The sequence below is a fragment of the Paractinoplanes abujensis genome, assembly GCF_014204895.1.
GTDB classification, from domain to species: domain Bacteria; phylum Actinomycetota; class Actinomycetes; order Mycobacteriales; family Micromonosporaceae; genus Actinoplanes; species Actinoplanes abujensis.
In genome coordinates this window covers 7,229,426-7,256,000 of the sequence record NZ_JACHMF010000001.1, presented here as the reverse complement: position 1 = coordinate 7,256,000, position 26,575 = coordinate 7,229,426, and the positions used below count along the sequence as shown (strand labels likewise).

Below are 26,575 nucleotides of genomic sequence, written 5' to 3'. Positions count from 1 at the left end.
TCCTCAAAACTAGAGGTTCTTGGCCAGCTTGGCGGCGAGCAGGTCGGCCCGTACGCCGGAATTGGGGCAACCGCCGAAGTGGTGCAGCGCCACCACCTTGTTGGTCGCGCGGGACAGCACCGGCGAGCCGGACGAGCCGCCCTCGGTGTCGCAGTAGTACGCCACGTCCGACCCGGTGGCGTACCCGTCGTAGCCCGGGTTGACCACCGAGCAGTTCCCGGCCTTCTCGCCCAGCGATCCGGCGATCCGCGTGGGTTCGCCCGCCGGGTGCTGCGGCACGTACAGCTCCTGGTTCTTGGCCGGTCGCTTGGTGTCCAGCGTGAGGTAGCCGTACTTCTGGATCGCGGCGAACTTGTCGACCGAGAACAGGGTGAAGTCGTACGTGCGGTCGGTCGCGACCACCTGGGAGCCCCACACCTTGGTCGGCTGGTAGACGTCGTAGCCGCCGCAGGTCGCGCACTGGTAGTTGAACCAGACCTCGGTGTCGTACGCCTCGGACGACGTGGTGAAGCAGTGGTTGTTGGTGAGCATGCGGTTCTTCGGGCCGACCCGCCAGCCGGTGCACAACTCGGTCCCGTTGATCAGCAACCGGGCGATCGCCTTGGACTTCGTGTAGGCGACCGGGTCGGAGGAGCGGTAGCAGGCGGCGTCGGCCGACGTGTCACTGCCGCAGACCGATTCCTCCCGGCCCGTACGGCCGGGGGCGATGAGCTGCTTCTCGGGCTGACGGTCCTGTTCCGTACGGGTGAAGCCCTTGGCCACCCGGTCGACCACGACGCCGGGGTCGCCGGGCAGGCGGCCCAGCTCGAGCGGGTTGCCGGGGCCACGGTGCACCTCGAGCACTGCCGTGTCGCCGGTGACCGACATGGCCCAGCGGTCGCTGTCGGCCGGGTTCTGCGTGGCCTCGTACCGGTAGCTCTCGGTGCCGTCGGCGTTGGAGACGGTCACGTAGTCGCCGGGCAGCAGCGCCATTCGCGAGAAGTGCAGCTTCACATAGGACGCTCCCGGGTAGCGGAACGTCTCCTTCTCGGGTTTGCCGGCGACGGAGCCGAGCTGCTTCGTCACGCGCAGCGACTCACCCACTCGTTGGCGGCCGTTGGCGGTGCCGGACTCGATCGGCCGTTCCGCGGTGCCGGGCTGCGCGGGCGTGGTGGTCGCCTCGGTGCGCGGTTCCTTGACGGCGGCGCTGGGCGAGTTCGTCGGACCGCCGGCCGGCTTCTCAGCTTTTTGCCGATCCACGGTGGCATCAGGAGGGCTTTGTCCGTTTCCGAGGCGCTGGTCCGCCGCCACCGGCGTACGGGCCGCAGCCGGAGCGTCCTGCCAGGTGCCCACGGGTTTGCCGTTGTCGCCGGCCGCATGCCAGGCGGTCGCTCCCGCCGCGCCCGCCAGCACCACGGCGACGCACGCCCCGATCGCTATGCCTGCCTTACGTCGCCCGGTCGTCAACGGCACTGTGATTAACCCGCCATTCGTGTCACATCAGGGACATATTTACTAATCCGGCGTTCTCGCACCTGTGTAACGAGCCACCTGCGGCAGCGACGCGCGCTCCGGAACGTGCACACTGGTTCGGTGCGCATCACTTCCGCCCTCGTCGACCCGGCGCTGCTGGATCTGCCGTGGGGCATTCCGCTCGAGGACTGGCCGGCCGATCACCTGGTCGCCCTGCCCCAGGGCATCTCGCGCCACATCGTGCGGTTCGTGAAGCTCAACGATGTGGTCTACGCGTTGAAGGAGACCCGGGAGCGGATCGCCGAAAAGGAGTACGACCTCCTGCGCGCACTCGAACGGATCGACTTCCCCGCGGTCGAGGCGGTGGCGATCGTCAACGACCGGGAAACGCCTGAGGGCGAGCCGCTGGAAACCGTGCTGATCACGCGCCACCTGCAGTTCTCGCTGCCGTACCGCGCGTTGTTCTCGCACACCCTGCGGCCGAACACGCTCAATCGCCTGCTCGACGCGCTGGCCGCCCTGATCGTGCGGATGCACCTCACCGGCTTCTCCTGGGGCGACTGCTCACTGTCGAACACGCTGTTCCGGCGGGACGCGGGCGCGTTCGCGGCCTACCTGGTCGACGCCGAGACCGGCAACCTCTACCCCAAACTCTCCGAGGGCCAGCGCAGCGAGGACATCGAGATCCTGCGGCTCAACATCTTCGGCGAGCTGCTCGACCTGGAGGCGGCCGAGCTGCTGCACGAGTCGATCGACCCCGAGGCCGTGGTCGACGACATCGTCGCGCGCTACGAACGGCTGTGGCACGAGGTGACGTACGAGCAGGAAGTGCCACGCGGCGACGCCCGGCACGACATCGAGCGGCGCATCCGGCGGCTCAACGAGCTCGGTTTCGACGTGGCCGAAGTCGCGATGTCCACCGTGGACGGCGGCGTGCGCATCCGGCCCAAGGTCGTCGACGCCGGCTACCACACGCGCCGGCTGCTTCGCCTGACCGGCCTCGACGCCGAGGAGAACCAGGCCCGCCAGCTGCTCAACGACCTCGACACCTACCGGGCGGAAAGCCTGCTGACGGACGAGCAGCAGGCCGCACACCGCTGGCTGACCGAGGTCTTCGAGCCGGTCGTGCGCGCGGTCCCGGCCGGTCTGCGCAACAAGCTGGAACCGCAGGAGATCTTCACGCAGATCATCCAGCACAAGTGGCTGCTCTCCGAGCGGGCCGGGCGCGACGTCGGCATGGCCCCGGCCGTGCAGAGCTACCTCACCGACGTGCTGGCCAAGAAGCCCGACGAGCAGGCCGTGCTGGGCGTCGAGGTGGAGTCACTCGCCGGCTGAGCCGAGCAGCGGCGCGGCTTCCTCCAGCAAGGCGCGCAATCCGGCCCGGCGGGCCACCACCACGACCTCGTCGCCCGCGGCCAGCACCCGGCGGCGGTCGGGCAGCCAGTCGACCCACTCCGAGCCGGCCGCGGTCATGCCGATCACGCGGGTGCTCTCGGGGCGCTCGGCCGCATCGAGCGGCGCACCGTCCAGGGCCGAGCCGGGCCGCACCTTCACCGCCGCCACCAGCAACGCGTGGCGCTCGACGGGGATCGTGGCCAGCACCTCGCGCTCGCGCATGGCGGCGGCGAACGCGGGCGCACAGAGCCGGGAGACGCTGCGCGAGATATTGATGTGGAACGCCGCCTCGACCCGCTGGGCGAAGTCGTCGTCGAACAGCCGCAGCACGACGCGGATGTCCTCGCGGGCGGCCCGGGCGTGCAGGGCGGCCTGCAGGTTGACGGCGTCGTTGGTCGAGACCACCACGAGCGCCTGGCAACGGTGGATCGAGGCGGCCCGCAGCGTCTCCTCCTGCGACGCGTCCCCCGCGATCACCGGCACGCCCAGCGACTCGGCCACCTTGACGCCGCGGGCCTTCGGATCACGATCGATCGCCACCACATCGAGTCCGAGATCGATCAGCTGACGCAGCACCCGCGTGCCGACCGTGCCCAGGCCGACCAGCACGATGTGACCGCTGTGGACCTTGAGCACCTCGCCCCGGTTCAGGGCCAGCCGCGTGCGGACCACGCCGTCGACCACAGCCGCGGTGATCAACGGCAGCAGCGCGACCCCGGCCAGCGTCAGCACCAGCTGGGCGGCCTGCGCGGCGGCCGTGTTCTCAGGCTCCACATCGGACGAGCCGACCACTGTCAGCAGCGTGATGTAGATCGACTTCCAGAAGCCGTCGACGCCGGTCAGCCGCGTCAGCAGGATGCCCGAGACGACTGTCAGACCCAGTGCGACCAGCACGGCGATGCCCAGCTTGCGGGTCAGGCCGACCCGCACGGCGCGGCCGATCGACAGCCACGGTCGGCGGCGCCGGCCCGCCCGGGCCAGCCTGCGGGCGGTCACCGCCTGGGCCGCCGGACGACCCGAGGCCTCGGCCAGCACCAGGTCGCCCGGTTGTCGTGCGGACTCCGCGGGCTCGGCCGGGAGCACGGTGATGCGGCCGTTGTCGGTGGCAGTGGCCAGCGTGAGCAGTGACGACTGCTCCGGCACGTCGCCGCGCCGGGCCACGGTCAGGGTGCGGGCCGCGTACCGGAAATGGGTCGGCGCGACCTCGCCCAGCGCGGCGGCCACGAAGGCGGGCGCGGCCATCGCGGCGTCGGAGAGCACCGCGCAGTCGGCGAAAAGACGACGGACCCCGTACGCCAGACCGGTTGTGAACATGCGAATGACGAGGCGCAGATCACCCTCGACGGCCCGCGCGCACAGCGCCGCATGCAGGTTGACCATGTCGTCCGGCATGACGAGGGCCAGGGCCGTGGCACCGGCCAGACCGGCCTCGCGGAAGGTGCGCTCGTCGAGCCGGGCCGCGGTGATCACCCGCACGCCCCGGGCTCGTAAACCGTTGAGATCGGGAACGGCGGGGCGCAGGTCAGGCGGCGTGATCACGGTCAGCCGGATACGGCCCGCGGTGGCCAGCTCGTCGGCCAGCGTATAGACGAGGGCGTCCGAACCGCAGATCACGAAGTGCGGCCGCGCGTCACCGTTGCGCTCCCGCAGCCGGGCGACGAGGGACTTCCGTACGCCGTCCTTCCCCGAATCCGTAGCCACGCTCGCGATCGTAACCAGCCGGAACCGTCCGCCGTGGCCGGTCGTTGCCCCATCTGACACTTTGGTCCGAATTCGGCCCTGCCAGGAGGAGAACAGTGCACAAGTTGTGGTATGCCGGAGCGGCCCTCGCCGGCGGGATCTTCCTGTTCACGGCCGCGCCCGCCCAGGCCGACCTGCTGCCCGGCACCGACGCCGCGGCTCAGCAGGCCGACGAGCGACTGGCCGGCCTGCTGAGCTCGGGCGGCGGGATCAATGTGGACAATCCGCTTGGTCACAGCTCGCTCCGGGACGCCCCGGTCGCCCAGGACCCGCTCCTGCAGGCCAAGCCCGGCCGCAACGGCACCAGCCTGCGGCAGGCGCTGCCGGGGTCCGGCCGCACCGAGGCCGCCGAGTCCTCCGACGGCGGAGTGCCGCTGCTGGGCGGCCTGGGCGGGCTACCCGCCCCCGAGGCGTCGCGGACGCTGCCGGCCACCGACAAGCCCGACGTCTCCGGTATGCCCCTGGGCGGGGTGATCATCCTGCCCGCGGCCGTCGCTTCGGCCGGCTCGACGACGCCGCCCGCTGCCTCGTCGCTGCCGTCCGGCGCCGCCGCCTCGCCCGCACCGGAGACGCCGGCATCGTCGGCCGAGCCGCAGAAGCAGAAGCAGAAGAAGCACAAGGAGCCGAAGCAGAAGCCCACTCCGGCCGCCACTCCGGACGACCCGCGCCTGCACGAGGAGCCGGTCGACAACGACGACACCGAGACCGAACAGCAGCCGTTCTCCGCCGGCGCCCAGCAGTAACGCCGGTCCGAGCGCCGGCGTCAGCCTCGCGCCCGCCGCACGGCCGTTCTGATCAACTTGGCCGCGTCCAGGTCGCCGGGCGCCTGAATGAGGACGGCGGCCGTGGCGTCGATGACGACGTACCGGCTTTGTGACGCCCGAGCGGGAAGCTGGTAGACCGTGGCCCCCGCGACGTCGGCACCGGCCGTCGCCCCGCACGCCCGCGCCTCGTCCACCAACTTCTTCAAGCCGTCGCTGCGCGGCGTACGGAACAACAGCACTTGCTCGTCGACCGTGCCGCCGGAAAGACCGAGCACGCTGAGGGCGGCGACGTAGTAGGCACCGCCGGTCCGGTAGCCGGGCCAGCCCTCACTCAGCACCTCGCCGAATCCGTCGCAGCCCTGCGGCCAGGCCGGCCCGTCGTCGCACGTGCCGCTGAGCTGGAACGCCACTTGCGACGTGGCGTCCAGCTCGGCCATGGTCCACACGTCGTCCTTCTTCAGCAGCAGGCGGGGCTCCGTCTCGACAGCACAGGGCGGCGCAGCCGCAGCGGCCGCCGCAGTGCTCGTTGCGGCCGGGACGGAAGGTGCCGTCGCCGACGGCGCGGAACCACCGGGCTCACACGACGTGAGCAGAGCGAGCGCCACAACAGCACTCAGTGCACGGGGAAACAACGTCACAGCGCTTCCTGGAGTCGAATGGGGCCGCCAACGGAACAGGCCCGCCCGGCAGCACGCCGGACGGGCCTCTTACCTGTTGCTGATCAGCCGGTGACCGCGGTGATCGCGATCGGGCCGCGGCCGACGACCGCGCCCTCGTCGGTCACGATGGTGACTTCGCCCGACAGGGCCCGGCCGGCGGGCGGCACCGACAGCGCGGTGACCGTGCCGGAGACCGTCGTCGACGCGCCGTTGGCCAGCGTGGCCGGCGTGCTGGGCACGGTGACCGAGCCGAGCGCCGGGCTGAAGTAGACGTCGAGGTAGTCGTACGCCGTGGTGCCCGCGGGCACCGAGTAGCCGTCCACCACTGCGGTGTAGGTGCCCGCCGCCGGGTCGGTCAGCGTGACCGACTCCTCCGAGTCACCGTCGGCGTCCGAGCCGACCAGCACGCCGTCGCGGTAGACCGACAGGTCCAGGTCGGCCGCGGCGTCGCTGGTGTTGCCGATCGCCACGGTCAGCCGGGTCGAACCGGCCGGCACCGCGAACTCGTACTCCTGGCTCGCACCGTCCGCGATGGACGGACGCTGGCTGCTCGAGCTGCCGAGCGGGCCGCCCTGAGCCGACACGGTGACCGGGCCGAAGTCGTTCTTCACGGCGAAGCTGACCGGGGCCGGCTGGTTGACCGCGATGCTGGGCAGCGTGATCGCTTCGGGGGTCAGCGTGACGCCCTGGATCTTCGCGGTCACCTTGAACGGGTTGCTGAGCACCGGACTCGTCCGCCGGGACTCGACCTCGAGCTCCCAGACGCCGGGGATCGGGTTCTCGTACGACCGCTCCTCGGGCTTGCAGGCCGCCGCGTCGGAGAAGTTCGTGTAGCAGGCAGTGCTCGCCGTGTCCTCGACCGGGACGCCCCACGGGTTGATCGCGATCCAGCGGGTCTGCGAGCCGGACGCGATGCCGGACAGATCCACCTGGAGGGCCTTCGCACCTTCGGGCACGGTCACGTAGAACGAGGTGGTCGACGAGCGGTCGACCTGGCCGGAGAACGAGGTCGCGTACCCGGGCTTCTTGGTGTCGACGCCGGTGACGACCGTGTTGAGCACCTCGAAGTCGATGACCGGGGTGGTCGGGTCGTCGACCTTGAGGAGCGCGCTGGCCAGGCCGTCCTTGGCCCGCACCACGACCGGGACGCTGACCGTCTTGTTGAGCGGCAGCAGCACGACCGGGGACGAGGCGAACGACGAGCGGTCACCCTGCCACGTGAGGGTGTGCAGCACCGGGTAGCTCGGGCCACTCGTACGGGTCAGCTTGATCGTCTGGATCTTCACCTGGCCCGGCTTGAGGCCACCGTCGGCCACGGCGCACCGGTTGTAGATGCCGGTGCCCTGGCCGGGGGTGGCCAGCAGGTCGCTGAGCGGCGTGCAGACCGGCGCCGACGACTTGTACGTGCGGGTGGCCGGCTTCTTGGCCAGCAGCTTCCACGCGTCGGGCACGTTGAGCTGGCCGTAACCCTGCTCGTTGACCTGCTCACCCGAGATCGGGTCGGCCGACGAGTAGATCGCCCGGCGCAGCTGCGGCGGGCTCACCTTGATGCCGTTGGCCTTCGCGGCCGAGAGCAGCAGCGCGGCGCCTCCGGCGGCCTGCGGGGAGGCCATCGACGTGCCGTTCTGCATCGAGTAGCCCGGCGGCAGGGTGTAGGGCACGGTCGTCAGGCCGGCGACCTCTTCCCACGTCGGCGAGAGCGAGACCGCCGAGCCGGGGGCCGAGATGTTCGGCTTGAAGCCGCCGTCCTCACGCGGGCCCCGCGACGAGAACGGGAACAACTGCAGCGGCTTGCGGGTCTCCGCGCCGTAGTTGGACTTCCACGTGTCGTCGGAGATGCTGGCGGCGACGCTGACGACCTCGGTGGCGCCGGACGGCTCGCCGAGCGTGTTGACGCCCGGGCCGCTGTTGCCGGCCGAGATGAACAGCTGCACGCCGTACTTGGTGATCAGGTCGTTGTACAGCAGAGCCTGGGCGTTGCTGCCGTCGTTGAGCGCGGGCAGGCCGCCGATCGACATGTTGACCACGTCGACACCCCGGTTGATCACCAGGTCGGCCATGCCGGTGGTGAGCGCGGCGTTGGTGCAGCCGCCGCCCCACGTGCAGGCCCGGGCCGACACGATCTTGGCGCCGGGGGCCTGGCCGTCGAACGCGGCGTTGCCGAACAGGTCGTTACCCGCGGCGATGCCGGCCACGTGTGAGGCGTGCAGGCTCTCCGGGATGCCGATGTTGACGAAGTCGGCGGTGCCCTCGAGGCCGGCCGGGGTCACGTCGACGTCCTCGCGGTATTCGACGACGAACGGCATCCGCTCGGTGACCGCGGTGGCCGGGTTGTCCGTGCCGAAGTGGCCGACGTCGAACTTCTCCTTGTACGGCCGCATGACGGCGTCGTCGGTGAAGTCGAGGTTCTGGTTGGTGTCGACCCGGATGTCGTGGCTCTCCGGGTCGTAGAGGATGCCCCACGTGTCGGTGGTGTCCCCGTCGCGGTTGACGTCGCCCTCGGGGTCGGAGGCGGCGGTGATCGACTCGGCGAAGCGGTTGATCTTCCAGTTGCCCGCGGGGGCCTTCCAGGTCTGGTTCGCGTACGTGAAGGTGGGGCCGCTCACCGAGGTCAGCATCGCCCGCCAGGTGTTGTCACCCTCGAGCAGCGGGTCGGTGGCCGTGACCCAGTCCACGATCTTGCGCTCGCCGGTGGTCGTCTTGGCCAGCGCCGGGTGGTCGATGTCCACACCCGAGTCCATGATGCCGATCGTGACGCCGCGGCCGTCGTACTTGGGGAACTTCTTCTTGAAGTCCACCGACCCGGTCTCGTCGGTCGGCATGTACGGGTTGGCGGCGGGCGTCGACGGGCCGGGCGCGGCCAGCTGCACCGGCTTGCCGGCCTTGTCCCGCTGAACGCCGGTCTCCGGCAGCTTGATCGTCTCTTCCAGGTCGACCGCCTTGACGCCGGCCAGCTGGGCGGCCGCGACGACCTTGGCGATCGGCACCGAGGCCAGCACGTAGCCGATCTCGTCGAAGTGCCGAGTGACGACACCGCCGAGCGACTTGATCTTCGCGACGACGTCGGCCGACTTACCGGCCTCGGCGGCGACGATGACGGTGACGAATTTCTTGTGGGCCGCCTCGGCCTTGGCCAGCAGCTCGGCGTCGTGCGCACCCAGGGCGTCGGCCGGCGCCTCCTTGGGGGCGGCGGGAGTCTCGGCCGAATTCAGCAGCGCGGCGGGAACCGCGTCCGCGCCCGGCGCCGCCGAGGCCGGGAGCGCACCACTGAACGTCGCGCCGGCGGCCACGCCGATCGCGAGCACAGAAGTGAACGTTCGCCGGCCCCAAGTGAATTGTTGTCTCACGTACGGGTCCTCCGGAAGGAACGGCGCCCAGCGGGGGTTCACTGGGGCGCATCCACCGGATCCTCTGATCGATCGCCATTAAAGTCACTACGATCGATGACGTTGTGACGAGGCCGTGACATTCATTGTGGTGCATCTGTACGCGATGATTTCCTGCGCGTTACCGCAGGTCACGGAATTCCTTCAGCAACGCGGCCGTATCGGCGTATGCGAAGCCAAATGTCCTTTCTCGACAACCACGCTCCGTTCGGCGTCATCGACCGGCGATAAGATCCCAATTGAGCAGGGTGAAGGGCGCTTCCTCGTCGGCGCCCGCGCGGCGATAAGTGGCGAGTGCGGCCGTGTTGTCCGGCTCGGTACCCACCCACATGCCGTAACACCCCGCCCGCCGGGCAATCGCCGCCAGCTCGGTCACCAGCGCGGTGGCCACACCCCGGCGGCGGGCCTCGGGGGCCACCGACAGCTCGTACACGAACATCTCGGTGCCCTTGTCCGGGTGCGTCATCTCGACCCCCGAGATCATCCCGACCGGCCGGTCGTCGTCGTAGGCAAGCAGCAAATGGTGACCCTCGGCGGCCAGGAAACGCTCGGTCGCCTCGGTCAACGGGGGCGCGTCGAAGAGCTCCGCGGCCGCGTGGATCGCCGCGGCCCGGGTGATTCGTTCGATCCGCATGGCGGCCACACTAGGGGGTTCGTCGTAGCATGGCGGCCGTGACCGAAGGGTTCGTGCTCGGCGTCGACCTGGGAACCTCGCACACCGTGGCCATGTTGCGACGGCCCGACGGACGGACGAGACCGCTGCTGTTCGACGGCCGCCCGCTGCTGCCGTCGGCGGTCTTCCGCGACCCCGGCGGCCGCCTGCACGTGGGGGCCGACGCCCTGCGCCTGGGCCACGCCGACCCGGCCCGCCTCGAACCCCACCCGAAACGGCACGTCGACGCGGACACGATCATGCTGGGCGACGCCTCCGTGCCGGTGCCCGACCTGCTGGCCGCCCTGCTCGACGCGGTGGCCCGCGAGGCCGTGGCCACCGCCGGTTTCCTGCCCCCGGCCCAGGTCACCTACCCCGCGGCCTGGGGCGGTCCCCGGCGCGCGGTGCTGGTCGAGGCGCTGGGCCGGGCGGGCTGGCCGGCCGGGACACCGCTGCTGCCCGAGCCGGTGGCCGCCGCCCGCTATTTCGCCGAGGTGCTGCGCCGGCCACTGCCCGTCGGTTCGTCGCTGGCCGTCTTCGACTTCGGCGGCGGCACGCTCGACGTCGCCGTGGTGCGCCACCACGGTCCCGGCGCCGACTACTCGGTCACGGCCTCGGGCGGGGCCGACGACCTGGGCGGGCTCGACCTCGACGCGGCCCTCGTCGACCACCTGGGCAAATCGCTGGCCGGGGCCGAACCTGCGGCCTGGCACGCGCTCACCGAGCCGGCGACCCTGGCCCAGTGGCGGGCCCGGCGCCAGTTCTGGGAGGACGTGCGCGGCGCCAAGGAGATGCTCTCGCGCAGCTCTTTCGCCCCCGTGCCGGTGCCCGGGGTCGAGCACGCGGTGCATCTGACCCGCGACGAGCTCGAGGCGACAGCGGATTCCCTCGTACGCCGGGGGGTCGCCGAAGCGGGAACGGTGATCGCGGCCGCCGGCCTCCAACCGTCCGAGCTGGCCGGACTCTTCCTGGTCGGGGGCTCCTCCCGGGTGCCGCTGGTGGCGCGGCTCCTGCACAGCGAGCTGGGGATCGCCCCCACGGTGCTCGAGCAGCCCGAACTTCCCGTGGCCGAGGGCGCCACCCTCAACACGCCCCACTCCGCCACCACCTCCTCGTCGACCGCCGCGGCCGGCCCGCCCACCGCGGCCACCGGCCCGCTGACCGCGACGGCGGCCGCCGGGCCGCCGACACCGACGCCCACCCCCGGCGTGCCCCCGGCCCCGCCACCGCCGGCCGCCCGGCCCGCCGACGACCGGCACTACGGCGAACCCGTCGACCCCTGGGCCACCGGCGAAGCGGCCGCCATCGCCGCCGGCGGGCACGCCCTCCCCGGCTCGCCGTCGCACCCCGGCTCACCCGCGGCGTTCGGCCCGCCCAGCCACGAACCCTGGTTGGCCTCCGACAACACCCCGCATCCGGGCAGCGGCGCCCCCGGCCACCACCCGCCCGGCGGCTACAGCCCCGGCCCCGTTGCCCCCGGCCCGGACCGGCCTCGCGGCAACCGCCGCCGCTGGGTCGTCGCCACCGCCGCCGCGCTCACCCTCGTCATCGCCGCCGGCGCCACCACCGCCTGGGCGTTCTGGCCCCGCCACCCCGCCCTCGACTTCCAGGCGCTCAGCACCCCGGTGCACGTCACGCCGGCCCTACCGTTCACATCCGGCTTCCACGACGCCGTCGTCCACGGCAACCGCGCCTACCTGGCCAGCACCGACAACGAAACCGGCCGGATCGGTGTGGTCGCCATCGACACCGACGCCGACCAGCCGGCCTGGAGCAACCCGGATGCGGGCACCGCCAAAGCCTGGGACACCCTGATCGCGTTGCCGGAGGCGGTCGCGTTGATCAGCGACGGTGACTACGAATCCGGCACCCGCGAACTTGTGCTGCTGGCCGCGGACACCGGCCAGGAACTGTGGAAACGCACCCTGGGCGACGATGACGACATCTGGTTCCAAGGCGACCGGGCCCTCATCGCCGACCGCGAGAACAAACAACTCCTCGGCCTCGACATCACCGACGGCCGCGAACAGTGGAAGCAGCCCGACCTCGAAGGTCCCCAGCCCGAACTGTTCGGCGTCACCACCCCGGCCGACCTGTCCGGCCCGGCCGGCGCCACCGGCCGCCCCCTGTCCCCCGACCTCGGCGACGACCCCCGCATCGTGCAGATCGGCGGGGAAGACGACACGGCCCGGGTCATCGACGCCAACACCGGCAAAATCCTGGCCGCCCGGCCCGACGTCGCCGACACCTCCGACGACGTCATCGCGCACAACGGCCGGCTCGTCATCCGCAAAGCCGGCGACACCAACCGCCTCGTCGCTTACGGGCTCGACAAACTCGACGGCGCCGACATCATCTACACCTCACCCACCCGCGAAGCACGGCTGTGGCGGCTCAGCCCCTGCGGCGACGACCGGGTGTGCGCGCTCGAAGGCACCGGCCCCGGCGACGAAAACGCCCAGCTGGTCGCCGTGACCATCCCCGACGGCAGAACCGCCTGGAAGACGGCCGCCCCCCGATCCGACGCGATCATCCCGGTCGGCGAGGCCGTCCTCACCGCCTACTCCGCCGACGCCCGGCTCGTCGACGCCGACGGCAAAGAAATCTGGTCCGGTAAACAAGCAGCCGTACGCCTCGACGACGCCAACATTCTCGAACTGAGCAAACCCTTCACCGGCTACCCCGACGACCCCGCCCTCGCCGGCCGCCACCTCGGCGACGCCCCCGTGCAGCTCGGCCCGCTCAGCGGCGTCAACACCGGCACCTGCTCGTGGAACACCACCCATTTGGCCTGCGCCACCGACAAAGACTTCGTGCTCATCCGCTTCGCCGAATAAAAACCGGGCGGCCCCGAAGGGACCGCCCGGAATGTCAGTCAGTCGTTCAGATACGAACGCCGGACTCCGCGTTGAACACGTGGATGCCGGTCGTCTGCGGCTGGATGTAAACCGTCTCGCCCATGTTCGGCATGTTCTTACGGTCGGTGCGAACCACGAACCGCTCCTGCGTGCCGTCCAGGTCGGCGTGACCGTAGACGTTGGCGTCCGAACCCAGGTCCTCGACCAGGTCGACCACGATCGGCAGGGCACCCGCCGACTCGGAGGTCAGCTCGGCGGCCTCCGGGCGGAAACCGATGGTGACCTTGCCGCCGCCACTCTGCGCGGCCGCGACCTGCTCGCGGGTCAGCGGCACGTTGAACGCGCCGAACTTGCCACCCGTCTCAGTCAGCGGCACCGTCTTGATGTTCATGGCCGGGGAACCCATGAAGCCGGCCACGAAAACGTTGCCGGGGGTGTCGTACAGGGCGCGCGGGGTGTCCACCTGCTGGAGCACACCGTCGAGCATGACGGCCACCCGGTGGCCCATCGTCATGGCCTCGACCTGGTCGTGCGTGACGTAAACGGTGGTGACGCCCAGCTTGGCCTGCAGCGAGGCGATCTGCGAACGCGTCTGCACACGCAGCTTCGCGTCAAGGTTCGACAGCGGCTCATCCATGAGGAACACCTGCGGCTCACGCACAATCGCGCGGCCCATGGCGACACGCTGACGCTGACCACCGGAAAGCGCCTTCGGCTTACGCGACAGGTACTCGTCGAGCTGCAGAAGGGCCGCGGCCTCCTTCACCCGGCGGTCGATCTCCGCCTTCGAGGTCTTCCGCAGCTTCAGGGCGAACGCCATGTTCTCGTACACCGACATGTGCGGGTACAGAGCGTAGTTCTGGAAGACCATCGCGATGTCGCGGGACTTCGGCGGGAGGTTCGTGACGTCCTTACCCTCGATCAGGATGCGCCCACGGTCGACATCCTCCAGCCCCGCGAGCATGCGCAGGCTGGTGGACTTGCCACAACCGGAAGGGCCGACCAGAACGAGGAACTCTCCGTCGCCGATCTCGAGGTTCAACTCGTTGACCGCGGGGCGCTCGGAGCCCGGGTAGATCCGGGACGCCTTGTCATACGTAACGGTAGCCATGCTGAAACAGACTTCCTTTCCACCGGCAGGAACGTGCCGGACGATCCGAGTGGAGGAACAGCCATGTAAACGTAAAGCTTTTTACACGACATGCCAAGGTGGCCAGGAAGTTCACAGCCAGTATGCTGACCCAACTGCCCCTGTAGCTCAGATGGCCAGAGCACCCGTCTTGTAAACGGGAGGTCGTCGGTTCGATCCCGACCGGGGGCTCGTCGGGGGGCACTCTGTGCACGAAAAGCGTGCACCTTCCTCCTCGCGTATCCGCCTGGGGGGCGACCCCCCCAGACCCCCACGGTGCGGGTGAGGGGTGCGGAAGAAGCTGACTGGCCGTAGGGGGTCGCGGCTACGCCGCGGGAAAAGCAAGGCAAAGCTAAGCAACCGCAGCGCTAGCTGTGATGTCCAGGGACGTTGGTCGAGGAAGTGCGACCACTCGATCTGACGATCAAAGGCTGATCCGGTGAACAGATGAAGGCCTCCAACGGTGCAGTGGAGCTGCTAAGACGCCACACACCAGGCTGGAGGCCTTCATGTCCCACGCTAACGCCGCATTGACCCCGAGGGCGCGATTGCGGCTGGCGCGTCTGATCGTCGAGGGTGGCTGGTCACCCGCACGAGCGGCCGAACGCTACGACGTGTCCTGGCGCACCGCCAGCAAGTGGGCCGGGCGTTACCGGGCCGAAGGCGAAGCCGGCATGCACGACCGCTCATCACGGCCACGTCGGCAGCCGAACCGCACCCCGGCGCCGCTGGTCCGCAAGATCCTGCACCTGCGCCGCAAACAACGCTGGGGACCGGTCCCGATCGCCGATCAGCTCGGCCTGGCCGCCTCCACCGTGCATGCCGTTCTCCGACGGCAGCGCGCGAACCGGCTCTCGCACCTCGACCGGGCCACCGGCGAGGCGATCCGCCGCTACGAACACGAACGCCCCGGCGACCTGCTGCACGTCGACGTGAAGAAGCTCGGCAACGTTCCCGACGGCGGCGGCTGGCGCTACCTCGGCCGTCAGCAAGGCGAGAAAAACCGGACCGCCACGGCCGGCAAGCCTCGGAACAAGCACCGCAACCCCATCATCGGCACTGCGTTCGTCCACACCGTCATCGACGACCACTCCCGCGTCGCCTATGCCGAGATCCACGACGACGAAACCGCCCTGACCGCCACCGGAGTGCTTCGCCGCGCGGTCACCTGGTTCGCCGAACGCGGCGTGACCACCCACCGAGTGCTCTCGGACAACGGCTCCGCATACAAATCGCACCTCTGGCGCGACACCTGCGCCGAGCTGGGCATCACGGTGAAAAAGACCCGCCCCTACCGGCCCCAGACCAACGGCAAAGTCGAACGCTTCCACCGGACCCTGGCCGACGGCTGGGCCTTCGCCAAGCTCTACACCTCGGAGAAAGCCCGCCGCGCTGCGCTACCCGCCTTCATGCACGACTACAACCACCACAGACCCCACACCGCCATCGGGAAACTGCCACCCATCACCCGGTTGAACAACCTGGCTGGACATCACAGCTAGCCCCGCTGTAGTTGGCTTGGGGATCTCCTTGCGACGGCGGCCTCAGCTCATCGTGAAGATGGGGAGGGCGCAACCGGGGTTTGGTTGCGCCCTCCCCATCTTTGCGATTCGCTTCTGGCTGTCGTTGTAAGGAGATCCCCAAGCCCCACCCACCCACAGCAACCATCGCCAGGCGGATCTCCGCAGCGATGGCCGGGGTCTGGGGCAGCGCCCCAGGGTTTGGGTCTGGGGCAGCGCCCCAGGGTCTACCGCAGCCCCAGGGTCTAACCGCAGCGCCGAGGTCTGCAGCAGCCCCAGGGGCTAAGCGGACCTTCGCCGGGAAACCTCGGCCAAAGTCACAGCAGCCGCCACCGAGGCGTTCAAGGACTCCACCTCGGTAGCCATGGGGATAGAAACCCGCAGGTCACAGGTCTCACCGACAAGGCGGGAGAGCCCCCGCCCCTCGGAGCCCACGACGACGAGCAGGGGCCCGACAGCGGCTTCCAGCTCGTACAGGTCGGTTTCGCCATCAGCGTCCAGCCCGATGGCGACGAACCCGGCTTCCTGCGCTTTCTTGATGGCCCGGGTCAGGTTCACCACCTGCGACACGGGCACCCGAGCCGCGGCCCCGGCGCTGGTCCGCCAGGCCGTGGCGGTGATCCCTGCCGCCCGTCGCTCGGTCATGAACACGCCGTGCCCACCGAAGGCGGCGACGGACCGGATCACCGCGCCCACGTTGCGCGGGTCGGTGATGCCGTCCATGGCCACCAGCAGCGGCGTGGGTTGTTCCAGGGCGGCGGCCAGCAGGTCGTCGTAGTCCTCGTACGCGAACGGCGGCACCTGCAGCCCGATGCCCTGGTGGAGGACCCCGCCGGTCATCCGGTCGAGTTCGTTGCGGCCGATTTCGAGGATCGGGATGCCCCGGTCCCCGGCGGTCCGCACGATCTCGGCCACCCGCTCGTCGATGTCGATGCCCTGGGCGACGTAGAGCGCCGTCGCCGGCACCGCGGCTCGTAGCGCCTCGACCACCGGGTTGCGCCCGAGCAGCAGCTCAGGGCCTTCCTTGGTCGGGTTGGAGCGGCGTCCGGGTGCGATGCGGGGGCCGCCACGACCGACCCCGGAGCGGCCCCGCTGGGGGGTCTGCTTGCCGTAGGCGCGGCCGCCGCCGCGACCCCACGTGGTGTCTTTGGACCCGGGGATGCCGACCTTGGGGGCGCGCCCTTCGGCGGCCGCCGCGCGGCGTTCCTTTTCCTGCTTGCGGGCCGTCTTGTCGGGAAGCTTCTCCGTGCCGGAGTAGCCCTTGTGCCAGGGGCGTTCGTCGGCGGGCAGGGTCTTGCCGCGGCCTTTGAGGCCGGAGCGGTTCTTGCCACCGGAGCCGACCGGGGCGCCCTTCTTGCTGGTGGCTCGCTTGCTGGCGTTCTGGCTGTTTCCGGGCATCAGTGCTCTCCTACCGTCCAGCGCGGACCGGCCGGAGTGTCCTCCACCTGAATTCCCGCGTTCTTGAGCTGGTCGCGGACCGAGTCGGCGGCCGCCCAGTCCTTGCGTGTGCGTGCTTGGGTGCGCTGCTCGAGGGCCAGCTTGACCAGTGAGTCGACCACCGGCTTGAGGTCGCTCTGGGTGGCCTTGCCGGTCCAGGCCTCGTCGAGCGGGTCGAGGCCGAGGACGCCCAGCATCGCGCGGACGGCGGTGATCGCCCCGCGGATGCCGGCCTCGTCACCGGCCGCGAGCGCCGTGTTGCCCTCGCGGATGCAGTCGTGCACGACGGCCAGCGCGGCCGACGTGTTGAGGTCGTCGTTCATGGCCGCGGCGAACGCGGGCGGTACGTCCTTGGGGCGGCCGGGCCCGACGATCTCGGTGGCGCGCTGCACGAAACCCTCGATCCGCCGGTACGCCACCGCGGCCTCACGCAGCGCCTCGTCGGAGTAGTCGATGCGCGAGCGATAGTGCGGGGTGCCCAGGTAGTAGCGCAGTTCGACCAGGCGGATGCCCATGGCCTGCACCGCTTCCACGTCGATCACGTTGCCCAGCGACTTGCTCATCTTGGCTTCGCCGAGGTTGAGCAGAGCGTGGTGCACCCAGTGCCGGGCGAACGGCAGCCCGGCCGAGCGGGACTGGGCGATCTCGTTCTCGTGGTGCGGGAAGGTCAGGTCGAGCCCGCCGCCGTGAATGTCGAACTCGTCGCCGAGGTAGCGCCGGGCCATCGCGGAGCACTCGATGTGCCAGCCGGGGCGGCCACGACCCCACGGTGACGGCCACGACGCGTCGCGCGGCTCGTCGGCTTTGACGCCCTTCCACAACGCGAAGTCGCGGTAGTCCCGCTTGTCGGGCTCGCCACCGTCGGACGGCGGGCGCATGTCGTCGGGGTTCTGGCCCGAGAGCGCGCCGTATTCGGAGTAGGAGGGGACGTCGAAATACACGTCGCCGGTGCCGCCGGCCGCCGGGTACGCGTGGCCGCGTTCGATCAGTTCCTCGATCAGTTCGTGCATCTCGGGGATGTGACCGGTCGCGAGCGGCTCGTACGTCGGCGGGATGACGTTGAGGTCGCGGTAGTTGGCGTCGAGCACCAGCCGGTTGGCGTGCGCGATCGCCCAGAACGGGCGGCTCTGCCCCGACGCCTTGTCGAGGATCTTGTCGTCGACGTCGGTGATGTTGCGGATGAACGTGACGTCGTAGTTGGTGTGCAGCAGCCAGCGCCGCAGGACGTCGTAGTTGACGGCCGAGCGCAAATGCCCGATATGGGGCACCGACTGCACGGTGAGCCCACACAGGTAGATACCGACCTTGCCGGGCGTCATCGGGACGAAGTCCCGGACCGATCGGGTCGCGGTGTCATACAAGCGCAAACTCACCGTACAAGGGTACCGGCCGCGCCAAGCGAGTTCAGGGGCGCGTCATCCGCAGCACGTCCAGCGCCTCGTCGAGCTGCTGCTCGGTCAGTTTCCCGTTCTCGAGGTGCCCGCGTTCGATCACGACCTCGCGGATCGTGCGGTTGTCGGCGAGGGCGGCCTTGGCGATCGCGGCGGCCTCGTCGTAGCCCAGGTAGCGGTTGAGCGGAGTGACGATCGAGGGCGAACCTTCCGCGTACGCCCGGGCCACCTCGACGTTGGGCTCCAGCCCGTCGATGCAGCGGTCGGCCAGCAGCCGGGCCGCGTTGGCCAGCAGGCGGATCGACTCCAGCAGGTTGCGGGCCATCACCGGCAGCATGACGTTGAGCTCGAAGTCGCCTTGCGAGCCGGCGAAGGCCACCGTCGCGTCGTTGCCGATCACCTGGGCCGCGACCTGGCGCACCGCCTCGGGGACCACCGGGTTCACCTTGCCCGGCATGATCGACGAGCCCGGCTGCAGGTCGGGCAGGCGCAGTTCGCGCAGGCCGGCGCGGGGCCCCGACCCCATCCAGCGGATATCGTTGACAATCTTGTAGAGCCCGACGGCGATCACCTTGAGCTGGCCGGACGCCTCGACCAGCGCGTCCCGGGCGCCCTGGGCCTCGAAGTGGTCGCGGGCCTCGGTGACGGGCAGGCCGGTGCTCTGCCGCAGCCGCTCGATCACGGCGGGGGCGAACCCGGGCGGGGTGTTCACGCCGGTGCCGACCGCGGTGCCACCCAGCGGCAGCTCGGCCAGCCGGGGCAGGGTGCCGGTGAGCCGTTCGATGCCGTTGGCGACCTGCCGGGCGTACCCGGAGAACTCCTGGCCGAGCGTCACAGGCGTGGCGTCCATCAGGTGTGTGCGGCCGCTCTTGACCACCTCGGACCAGGCTTCGGACTTGGCCACCAGGGCGGCGCCGAGATGCTCGAGGGCGGGGATGAGTTCGGCCGTGACCGCCTCGGTGGCGGCCAGGTGGATCGACGAGGGAAAGACGTCGTTGCTCGACTGCGACGCGTTGACGTGGTCGTTCGGGTGCACCGGACGGCCCAGCTCGCGCGCGGCCAGGGTGGCGATGACCTCGTTGGCGTTCATGTTGGACGACGTGCCGGAGCCGGTCTGGAAGACGTCGATCGGGAACTGGTCGTCGTAGCCGCCCTCGGCCACGTGCGCGGCGGCCTTCGCGATCGCCTCCGCCAGGTCCTCCTCGATCACGCCGAGCGACCCGTTGACCTGCGCCGCCGCCCCCTTGATCTGGGCCAGCGCCTTGATGTGGGCGGATTCCAGGCCGCGCCCCGAGAGGGGGAAGTTCTCGACCGCGCGCTGCGTCTGCGCCCGCCAGAGGGCATCGGCCGGAACCCGGACCTCGCCCATTGTGTCCTTCTCGACCCGGTAACCGCTCTCGTCAGTCGTCACCCCTCCATCGTCTCTCCGCCCGGCCCGGTTCGCAGATGATCCTCGCCACCCAGATCGAGCAGACGCTTCTCGACGTCGCGCATCTCGACCGCCTCCAGCTCGGCCAGCGTCACCCGGGCGCGGGACAGCAGCCGGCGGGCCTCGCGTGGATCCGCCTCCGTCAGACACTCGCCGAGGGCGGCCTCGGCCAGGGCGATCGCGTACGGCAGGCCGCTCTGCCGGCCCAGGCGCAGCGCCTGCTCGGCCATCGGCCGCGCGGACGCCGGATCACCGGCCCGGCGCAGGGCGCGTCCGAACTCGCCGTAGATCAGCGAGGTCTGCGCCGGATCCCGCAGCTGGTCCGCGGCCTCGATCGCGCGGCGGTAACCGGCCACGGCCTCGGCAAACCGGCCGTCCTCGGTGTTCAGCCCGGCCAGCGTGCTCTCCGCCAGAGCGATCCCGTACGGGTAACTCGCCCGCCTCTGCATGCGCAGGCCCGCGGACACCTGGCGACGCGCGGCACCGATGGTCACCTGGCCCGCCCGATACTTGACCACGGCGATGCTGACCAACGTGTCGCCGATCCGGGTGGGATCACCGATCTCGATCTGCATCAGCAGGCGGAGCCGGTAGTAGCGCAGGGCCTCGGTGTACCGCCCGAGGTGGTCGTAGCTGGTCGCGAGGATGTTGGCGTCGTCGCGCATGCGCCGCGACCGGGGCAGGCGCCGCACCTCGTGCAGGATCTCGATGCTGCGGCCCCAGCGCCCGGACACGCTGTGCAGGGCGGCCAGGTTGTTCAGGGCCAGCGCGAGCGCGGCCGGCCCGCCCTCCTCCCGGCGGATCGCGATGCACCGCTCGAGCAGGCGAGCGGCCTCGTCCATCTCCGATCGGCGGTAGTACACCGAGGCCAGGTAGTTGAGGGTCGTCGCGATGGCCGGGCGGTCACCGAGGCGCTCGGCCACCCGCCAGGCCTTCGTCTGCAGGGCCAGCACGATGTCGAGGTGGGCCCGCACGAACAGCAGTCGCCACGCGGCCCGGGGCAGCTTCCAGGCGTACTGCTCGAGCTCGGGGGTCGCGGCCGCGGCGTCCACGTACGGGCCCAGGTTGAGCCGCTCGCGCTCGAGCCGGCCGGCCGGATCGGTCAGCGCCGCCAGCAAGTCCGGGCGCAGCGGCGCGGGCGTCCCGATGTCCCGATCGAGCCCTTCCCGGTACGCGGGCAGGTTGGTCGCCACGGCCGCATGCAGCTGCTGGTCGAGGGCTCCCCGCAGCGCCTCCGTCCGCTCCTGCGGGGTCTCGCCGGCCAGCGCCCCGGCGAACTCGCGCAGCAGGTCGTGCATCCGGTAGATCTCGGGTTCGGGCTCCTCGACCAGGTGGACGTCGACGAGGTCGTCCAGCGCGTCGCCGGCGTCGGCGAGCGGCAACCCGCTCAGCGCGGCCACGCTGAGCGCGTCGAAGTCGGCCGCCGGACACGCCCCGAGCAGCCGGAAGACGCGCTGCGGGACCGCTGGGAGCTGCCGGTAGGAGACGGCGAAGGCGCTGGCCACCGACCGTTCCTCGGCCGCCAGCTCGGGCAGCGCGGCCTCCCGGTCGAGCCGGCGTACCAGGTCGGCGACCCGCCAGCGGGGCCGGTGGGCCAGCCGGGCCCCGGCCAGCCGGACGGCCAGCGGCAGCCCGCCGCAGCGCCGGGCCACCTCGGTCGCCGCCTCCGGTTCGGCCCGCACCCGGTCGCCCGCTATCCGGGCCAGCAGCGCGACCGCCTCGGCCGTGGCCAGCAGCGGCAGCGACACCGGTTGCACCCCGTCCAGCCCGGCCAGCCGCCGCCGGCTGGTGATCAGGGCCAGGCTGCCCGGCCCGGTCGGCAGCAGCTCGGCGACCTGCGCGCTGGACCCGGCGTTGTCGAAGAGCACGAGCACCCGCCGCTGGGCCAGCTCGGTGCGCCACAGGCCGATCCGGTCGACCTGCTCGGGCGGGATCCGCTCGGCCGGCACACCCAGCTGCCGCAGCAGCACGAGCAGCGCGGCCGACGGCTCGAGCGGCTGCTCGGCGTGGTGGCCGCGCAGGTCGACGAAGAGGTGCGCGTCGGCGTAGCGCTCGCCGATCAGGGTCGCGAGGTGCAGCGCCAGCGTGGTCTTGCCGCTGCCGGCCATGCCGTCGATCACGGCGGTCACCGGCCCGGCGTCGCCCGCGGTGTCGATCGCGCCGACGAGTCGTCGCACGAGCTCGTCGCGGCCGGTGAAGTCGCCGACCGTACGGGGAAGGCATCTGATCTGGTCGTGACCGCCCGCGGCGGCGGGGATCGCGCCGGTCAGCATCGACGTGTGCAGGTCTTGCAGGTCACGCCCCGGGTCGAGGCCGAACTCCTCGCGCAACGCCACCCGTAACCGGCGGAACTCGGCGAGCGCGTCGGCCTGCCGTCCGTCACGGTAAAGCGCGCGCATCAGGTGGCCGCTCAGCCTCTCGGAGAGAGGGAACCGGTCCACCGCGGCGGAGAGCTCACCGATCACGCCGGGCTCGTCCCCGGCGGCCGGCGCCAGTTCGGCCCACGCCTCCAGCGCGGCCAGGTGCTGCTTGTCGAGCCCGGCCGCGGCCACCAGCACGCCGTGGCTGTCGATGCCCGCGGCCGCGTCCCCCCGCCACAGGTCGAGCGCCCGCCGATACAACGCCACGTCCTGCCGCTCACGAGCCTCGGCGATCAGGCGCGCGAAGTCCGCCGCGTCGAGCTCGCCCGGGCCCGGGGTCAGGCAGTAGCCCGCCGGGTCGCTGCGGATCGCGCCCTCCGGCAGCAGCCGGCGCAACCGCGACACACAGGTCTGCAGCTGGCCCTTGGCGGTGGCCGGCGGGTCGGCGCCCCACACCGCGTCGGCCAGCGCGCCCACCCCCAGCACCCGCCCCGCGTGCAGCAACAACATGGCCAGCACGATCCGGTCGCGGCCGGCCGTGACGGCCAGATCGCGCCCGTCCACCGTGACCGACAGCGGGCCCAGCAGCCGGTAGCGCACCTCCGCGGCGGTCACGCCCGCACCGCCTCGAGCAGGGCGAGGGAAGCTTCCACGTCCGGCAGCTGCCGCGCGCTCAGGGCGGCCAGCGACTCCCGGGCCAGGCGCAGCAGGCGCCGGGCCTCGGCCGGGTCGTCGTCGATCAGATCGTCACCGAGGCCGGCCCGGGCCAGGGCGAGCGGGTAGGGCTGGCGGGATCGCTCGGCCATGCGCAGCCCCCGCTCCAGCATCATGCGGGCCGCCGGACGGTCGCCGACGTGGCGCAGGGCCCGGCCCAGGCCGGTGCAGTACATCGCCTCCCGCCCCCGATCGTCCAGCTGTTCGGCGATCTCGACAGCTCGCCGGAGCGCGGCGATCGCCTCGGGCCACAACTCGTCGACGGCCAGCAGCAGGCCCAACTCGTGCTGGGCGGTGGCCTCGCCGTGGGGATAGTTCTCCTGCTGGAGCAGGCGCAGCGCCGCCTGCACCTGCCGTCGCGCCGCGGCCGCGCTGACCAGCCCGCTCGCGTGCTTGATCACGGCCAGGCTGAACAGACTGTCGGCGATCCGGGTCCGGTCGCCGATGTCGAGGTGATTCAATAGCCGCAGGCGGTACAGACGCAGAGCTTCCGGCCATCGGCCCTGGTGGAAGTAGACGTTGGCCAGTGCATTGATCTCGTCGCGGCCGTGCCGGGCGGCCGCGAGCCGGCGCACCTCGAAGGTGAGTTCGATGCACTCCGCCCACCGGCCGCTCTCGCAGTACAGGGTGGCCAGGTTGGCCATGGCCCGGGCCAGCGAGTCCTTGTCGGGCAGGGTGCGGCGGATCGCGATGCACTCCTGCAGCAGACGCACCGCGTCGTCCAGCTGAGACCGGCGATAGTGCACCGAGGCGAGGTAATTGAGGATCGTGGCGACGGCCGGGCGGTTCCCGGCGCGCCGGACTGCGGTCAGCGCTCGCTCGTTCATGACGTAGACGTCGTCGAGGTATCCGTGCATGAACAGCCGCCGCCAGCCGGCCCGGGGCAGCCGCCAGGCGTAGTCGATCAGCTCGGGCTCGCCCGCGGCGATGTCCACATAGTCCCGCAGATATGGGCGTTCCTTCTCCAACCGGGCAACCGGGTCGATCACCGCGTCGAGCAGGTCCGGCCGCAGCGGCGTGAGCCGGCCGATGTCGCGTTCCACGGCCGAGCGGTATGTGGGCAGGTTGGTCGCCGCGGCCGCCTGCAACTGCAGGTCGAGCATCCCCCGCAGCGCCTCCACCCGCTCCTCGCGCGCGATCTCCGAGGCCAGCGCGGCCGCGTACTCGCGCAGCAGGTCGTGCAGCCGGTAGACGTCCGGTTCGGGCTCGTCGATCAGGTGCACGTCGATCAGGTCGTCCAGCGCCTCGCGCGCGTCGGGCAGGGACAGGCCGGTCAGCGCGGCCACGGTGAGCACGTCGAAGCCGGCCGGGCACAGCCCGAGCAGCCGGAACACGCGGCGCAGACCGTCCGGGAGCTGCCGGTACGAGACGGCGAAGGCGTCCACCACCGACCTGTCCTCGGCCTCCAGCTCGGGCAGGACCGAGTCGCCGAGCCGCCGCACGAGATCGGCCACCCCCCACCGTGGACGATGGGCCAGCCGGGCCCCGGCCAGCCGCAACGCCAGGGGCAGGCCGCCGCATCGGCGCACCACCTCGGCCGCCGCCACGGGCTCGGCCCGCACCCGCTCCCCGGCGATCCGGGTCAGCAGCGCGACCGCCTCGACCGGCTGCAGCACCGGCAGCGACTCGGGGTGCACGCCGTCCAGGCCGACCAGCCGGCGACGGCTGGTGACCAGGGCCAGGCTGCCCGGCCCGGTCGGCATCAGGTCGGCCAGCTGCGCGCTGGTGGCGGCGTTGTCGAAGAGCACGAGGGCCCGCCGCCGGGCCAGCTCGGTGCGCCACAGGCCGATCCGGTCGACCAGGCCCGGTGGGATGCGCTCGCTGTCGACACCGAGCTGACGCAGCAGCACGAGCAGGGCGGCGCCCGGGTCCAGGGGTTGTTCGGCGTGGTGCCCGCGCAGGTCGACGAAGAGGTGCGCGTCGGGGTAGCGGTCGCCGAGCAGGGTGGCCACGTGCAGCGCGAGGGTCGTCTTGCCGCTGCCGGCCATGCCGTCGATCACGGCGATCACCGGGCCCGCGTCGCCCGCCGTGTCGATCGCGCCGACGAGCCGGCGCACGAGCTCGTCGCGGCCGGTGAAGTCGCCGACCGTACGGGGAAGGCATCTGATCGGGGTCTGCCCGGGGGACAGGGGCACGGCGCCGGCCAGCATCGACGTGTGCAGATCCTGCAGCTCCGGGCCGGGGTCGAGGCCCAGGTCGTCGCGCAGCGCCGCGCGGACCCGGCGGTACTCGGCCAGCGCGGCGGCCTGCCGGCCCGACCGGAAGAGCGCACGCATGAGCTGGCCGCTCAGCCGCTCCTGCAGGGGGAACCGGTCGACCGCGGCGGACAGCGGACCGGCCAGGTCACGATCGCGGCCGGTGGCCAGTTCGAGCTCGGCCCACTCCTCCAGGGCGGCGACGTGCTGCTGGTCGAGCACGTCGGCGGCCAGCCGCACGCCGTGGCTGTCGATGCCCGCGGCGGCGTCCCCGTGCCACAGGTCGAGCGCCCGCCGGTACAGCTCCGCGTCCTGCCGCGCGCGGGCCTCGGTGACCAGCCGGGTAAACTCGGCGGCGTCGAGCTCGCCGGGGCCGGGGGTCAGGCAGTAGCCGGCCGGGTCGCTGCGGATCGCGCCCTCCGGCAGCAACCGGCGCAACCGGGACACACAGGTCTGCAGCTGGCCCTTGGCGGTGGCCGGCGGATCGGCGCCCCACACCGCGTCGGCCAGCACGGCGACACTCAGCACGCGACCCGCGTGCAAGAGAAGCATGGCCAGCACGATGCGATCACGGCCCGCCGTGATCGCGACGCTCCGTCCATCCACAGTGACGGACAGTGGCCCGAGAACGCGATAGCGCATGCCAGCCCCCGTTCCGGACCCGTTGAGGTTACCCGAGGTGACGAGAGCGGAACGACAGCGGAACAACAGCGCGATCCGTCAGTCTGAGATCACGCCGCCGCGCCGTGGATGACACGTCATCGCCCCAGCACGGTGCGGCGGCCAGCGTCTTACGGGGGACGTGCCAACGGGGGACGTGCAGCCCGTCCGCGTGCCGCGCGCGGACGGGCTGTTCGTATCTCGCCTGTGCAAGGCCTTCAGTCCGGTTCCGGGGCGGGGGACGGGAGTTGGACGAGACGGCGGCCGGAACGTACCGTCGGGCGAGCGTTTTCCGTCCTCGACCGAAGGAACCCCTCATGCGACGCGCCCTCCTGGCCGTGCTCGCCGCCGGCGTCCTGCTGACCGGCGCCGCCTGCGACAGCGACAGCGACGCGGACAGCACCGGGGCCGCCCCGGCCACCACCGCCCCGAGCACCGCCCCGAGCAGCGCCGCGCCCGACTACACGGCGAACACCAAGGCCGTGTGCGCGAAGCTGCAGACGCTCTACACCGTCGAGCTGCGCGACTTCGGCGCCGCGATGGGCCGGCTGATCACCTATCGCGAGGCCAAGCAGAAGGCCGAGATCGCCAAGGCCGAGGCCGCCGCGACGACCGAGCTCAAGCAGGTCGCCGCCAAGATCCGCAAGGACACCGCCACCGCCCAGAACCCGGAGTTCAGGGCGGCCGGCCTGACGTCCGCGGCCAAGGTCGACGCGAGCGCGGCCAGCAAGGGCTACGTCAAGACGGTGACGACGCTGCCCAAGCTCAACAGCACGATCGAGAACCAGCTCAAGGAGTGGCTGAGCCCGGTCGCCGGCTACTGCGCGGCCTGAC

16 protein-coding genes and 1 tRNA gene are annotated in these 26,575 nt (G+C 71.2%); 6 read left to right on the top strand and 11 right to left on the bottom strand.

Annotated features, from left to right (window positions below; genetic code table 11):
- Positions 1–9: 9 nt before the first annotated feature.
- Positions 10–1,452 carry a trypsin-like serine peptidase gene (locus BKA14_RS33205; RefSeq protein ID WP_239092609.1) on the bottom strand — a complete coding sequence of 481 codons (1,443 nt, stop codon included), beginning with the start codon at positions 1,450–1,452 and terminating at the stop codon, positions 10–12.
- A gap of 120 nt (positions 1,453–1,572) precedes the next feature.
- On the opposite strand from BKA14_RS33205, the gene BKA14_RS33200 reads away from it, so the two are divergent.
- Complete coding sequence (locus BKA14_RS33200; RefSeq protein ID WP_184954715.1) at positions 1,573–2,787, top strand: DUF4032 domain-containing protein; 1,215 nt, start codon at positions 1,573–1,575, stop codon at positions 2,785–2,787.
- Here the strand turns inward: BKA14_RS33200 and BKA14_RS33195 are convergent.
- The gene (locus tag BKA14_RS33195) at positions 2,773–4,548 is read right to left on the bottom strand and encodes a potassium channel family protein (protein ID WP_184954714.1); all 1,776 of its coding nucleotides are present in this window, start codon (positions 4,546–4,548) and stop codon (positions 2,773–2,775) included. The two genes, BKA14_RS33200 and BKA14_RS33195, sit on opposite strands and share 15 nt — an antisense overlap.
- Positions 4,549–4,643: 95 nt before the next feature.
- Here BKA14_RS33195 and BKA14_RS33190 point away from each other — a divergent pair, with 95 nt between their 5' ends.
- Positions 4,644–5,330, top strand: coding sequence for a hypothetical protein (locus BKA14_RS33190; protein WP_184954713.1), 687 nt, complete (start codon positions 4,644–4,646; stop codon positions 5,328–5,330).
- A 20-nt stretch (positions 5,331–5,350) separates the two neighbouring features.
- Here the strand turns inward: BKA14_RS33190 and BKA14_RS33185 are convergent, their stop codons facing one another.
- The 3 genes from BKA14_RS33185 to BKA14_RS33175 form a co-directional block, all read right to left on the bottom strand.
- Positions 5,351–5,797 carry a hypothetical protein gene (locus BKA14_RS33185; protein ID WP_184954712.1) on the bottom strand — a complete coding sequence of 149 codons (447 nt, stop codon included), beginning with the start codon at positions 5,795–5,797 and terminating at the stop codon, positions 5,351–5,353.
- 275 nt (positions 5,798–6,072) lie between these two features.
- Positions 6,073–9,357: a S8 family serine peptidase gene (locus BKA14_RS33180; protein WP_184954711.1), complete on the bottom strand. Its 3,285-nt coding sequence runs from the start codon at positions 9,355–9,357 to the stop codon at positions 6,073–6,075.
- 253 nt (positions 9,358–9,610) lie between these two features.
- Positions 9,611–10,030, bottom strand: coding sequence for a GNAT family N-acetyltransferase (locus BKA14_RS33175; RefSeq protein ID WP_184954710.1), 420 nt, complete (start codon positions 10,028–10,030; stop codon positions 9,611–9,613).
- Positions 10,031–10,059: 29 nt separating this feature from the next.
- On the opposite strand from BKA14_RS33175, the gene BKA14_RS33170 reads away from it, so the two are divergent.
- The gene (locus BKA14_RS33170; protein WP_438861921.1) at positions 10,060–12,885 is read left to right on the top strand and encodes an Hsp70 family protein; all 2,826 of its coding nucleotides are present in this window, start codon (positions 10,060–10,062) and stop codon (positions 12,883–12,885) included.
- Between the two features lie 46 nt (positions 12,886–12,931).
- Here the strand turns inward: BKA14_RS33170 and BKA14_RS33165 are convergent, their stop codons facing one another.
- Complete coding sequence (locus BKA14_RS33165) at positions 12,932–14,017, bottom strand: ABC transporter ATP-binding protein (RefSeq protein ID WP_184954708.1); 1,086 nt, start codon at positions 14,015–14,017, stop codon at positions 12,932–12,934.
- A gap of 136 nt (positions 14,018–14,153) precedes the next feature.
- Between BKA14_RS33165 and BKA14_RS33160 the strand changes: the two genes are divergently transcribed.
- Together BKA14_RS33160 and BKA14_RS33155 are read left to right on the top strand one after the other, a co-directional pair.
- Positions 14,154–14,227 (top strand) — tRNA-Thr (locus tag BKA14_RS33160).
- Positions 14,228–14,544: 317 nt separating this feature from the next.
- Complete coding sequence (locus BKA14_RS33155) at positions 14,545–15,537, top strand: IS481 family transposase (RefSeq protein WP_184954707.1); 993 nt, start codon at positions 14,545–14,547, stop codon at positions 15,535–15,537.
- A 300-nt stretch (positions 15,538–15,837) separates the two neighbouring features.
- On the opposite strand, the gene rlmB is transcribed toward BKA14_RS33155, so the two are convergent.
- The 5 genes from rlmB to BKA14_RS33130 are packed head-to-tail and all read right to left on the bottom strand — an operon-like array spanning position 15,838 to position 25,633.
- Entirely contained in the window at positions 15,838–16,953 is a 1,116-nt protein-coding gene (gene rlmB, locus BKA14_RS33150; RefSeq protein WP_184954706.1) for a 23S rRNA (guanosine(2251)-2'-O)-methyltransferase RlmB, read from the bottom strand.
- Positions 16,953–18,365 carry a cysteine--tRNA ligase gene (gene cysS, locus BKA14_RS33145; RefSeq protein WP_184954705.1) on the bottom strand — a complete coding sequence of 471 codons (1,413 nt, stop codon included), beginning with the start codon at positions 18,363–18,365 and terminating at the stop codon, positions 16,953–16,955. Before cysS ends, rlmB begins: the two co-directional genes overlap by 1 nt.
- A gap of 31 nt (positions 18,366–18,396) precedes the next feature.
- The gene (locus BKA14_RS33140; protein WP_184954704.1) at positions 18,397–19,794 is read right to left on the bottom strand and encodes a class II fumarate hydratase; all 1,398 of its coding nucleotides are present in this window, start codon (positions 19,792–19,794) and stop codon (positions 18,397–18,399) included.
- A complete protein-coding gene (locus tag BKA14_RS33135) occupies positions 19,791–22,787 on the bottom strand; it encodes an AfsR/SARP family transcriptional regulator (RefSeq protein WP_184954703.1) in 2,997 nt (998 codons plus the stop codon). Before BKA14_RS33135 ends, BKA14_RS33140 begins: the two co-directional genes overlap by 4 nt.
- Complete coding sequence (locus BKA14_RS33130) at positions 22,784–25,633, bottom strand: AfsR/SARP family transcriptional regulator (RefSeq protein WP_239093228.1); 2,850 nt, start codon at positions 25,631–25,633, stop codon at positions 22,784–22,786. Before BKA14_RS33130 ends, BKA14_RS33135 begins: the two co-directional genes overlap by 4 nt.
- Before the next feature lie 425 nt (positions 25,634–26,058).
- Between BKA14_RS33130 and BKA14_RS33125 the strand changes: the two genes are divergently transcribed.
- Complete coding sequence (locus BKA14_RS33125) at positions 26,059–26,574, top strand: hypothetical protein (RefSeq protein ID WP_184954701.1); 516 nt, start codon at positions 26,059–26,061, stop codon at positions 26,572–26,574.
- Position 26,575: the final 1 nt, after the last annotated feature.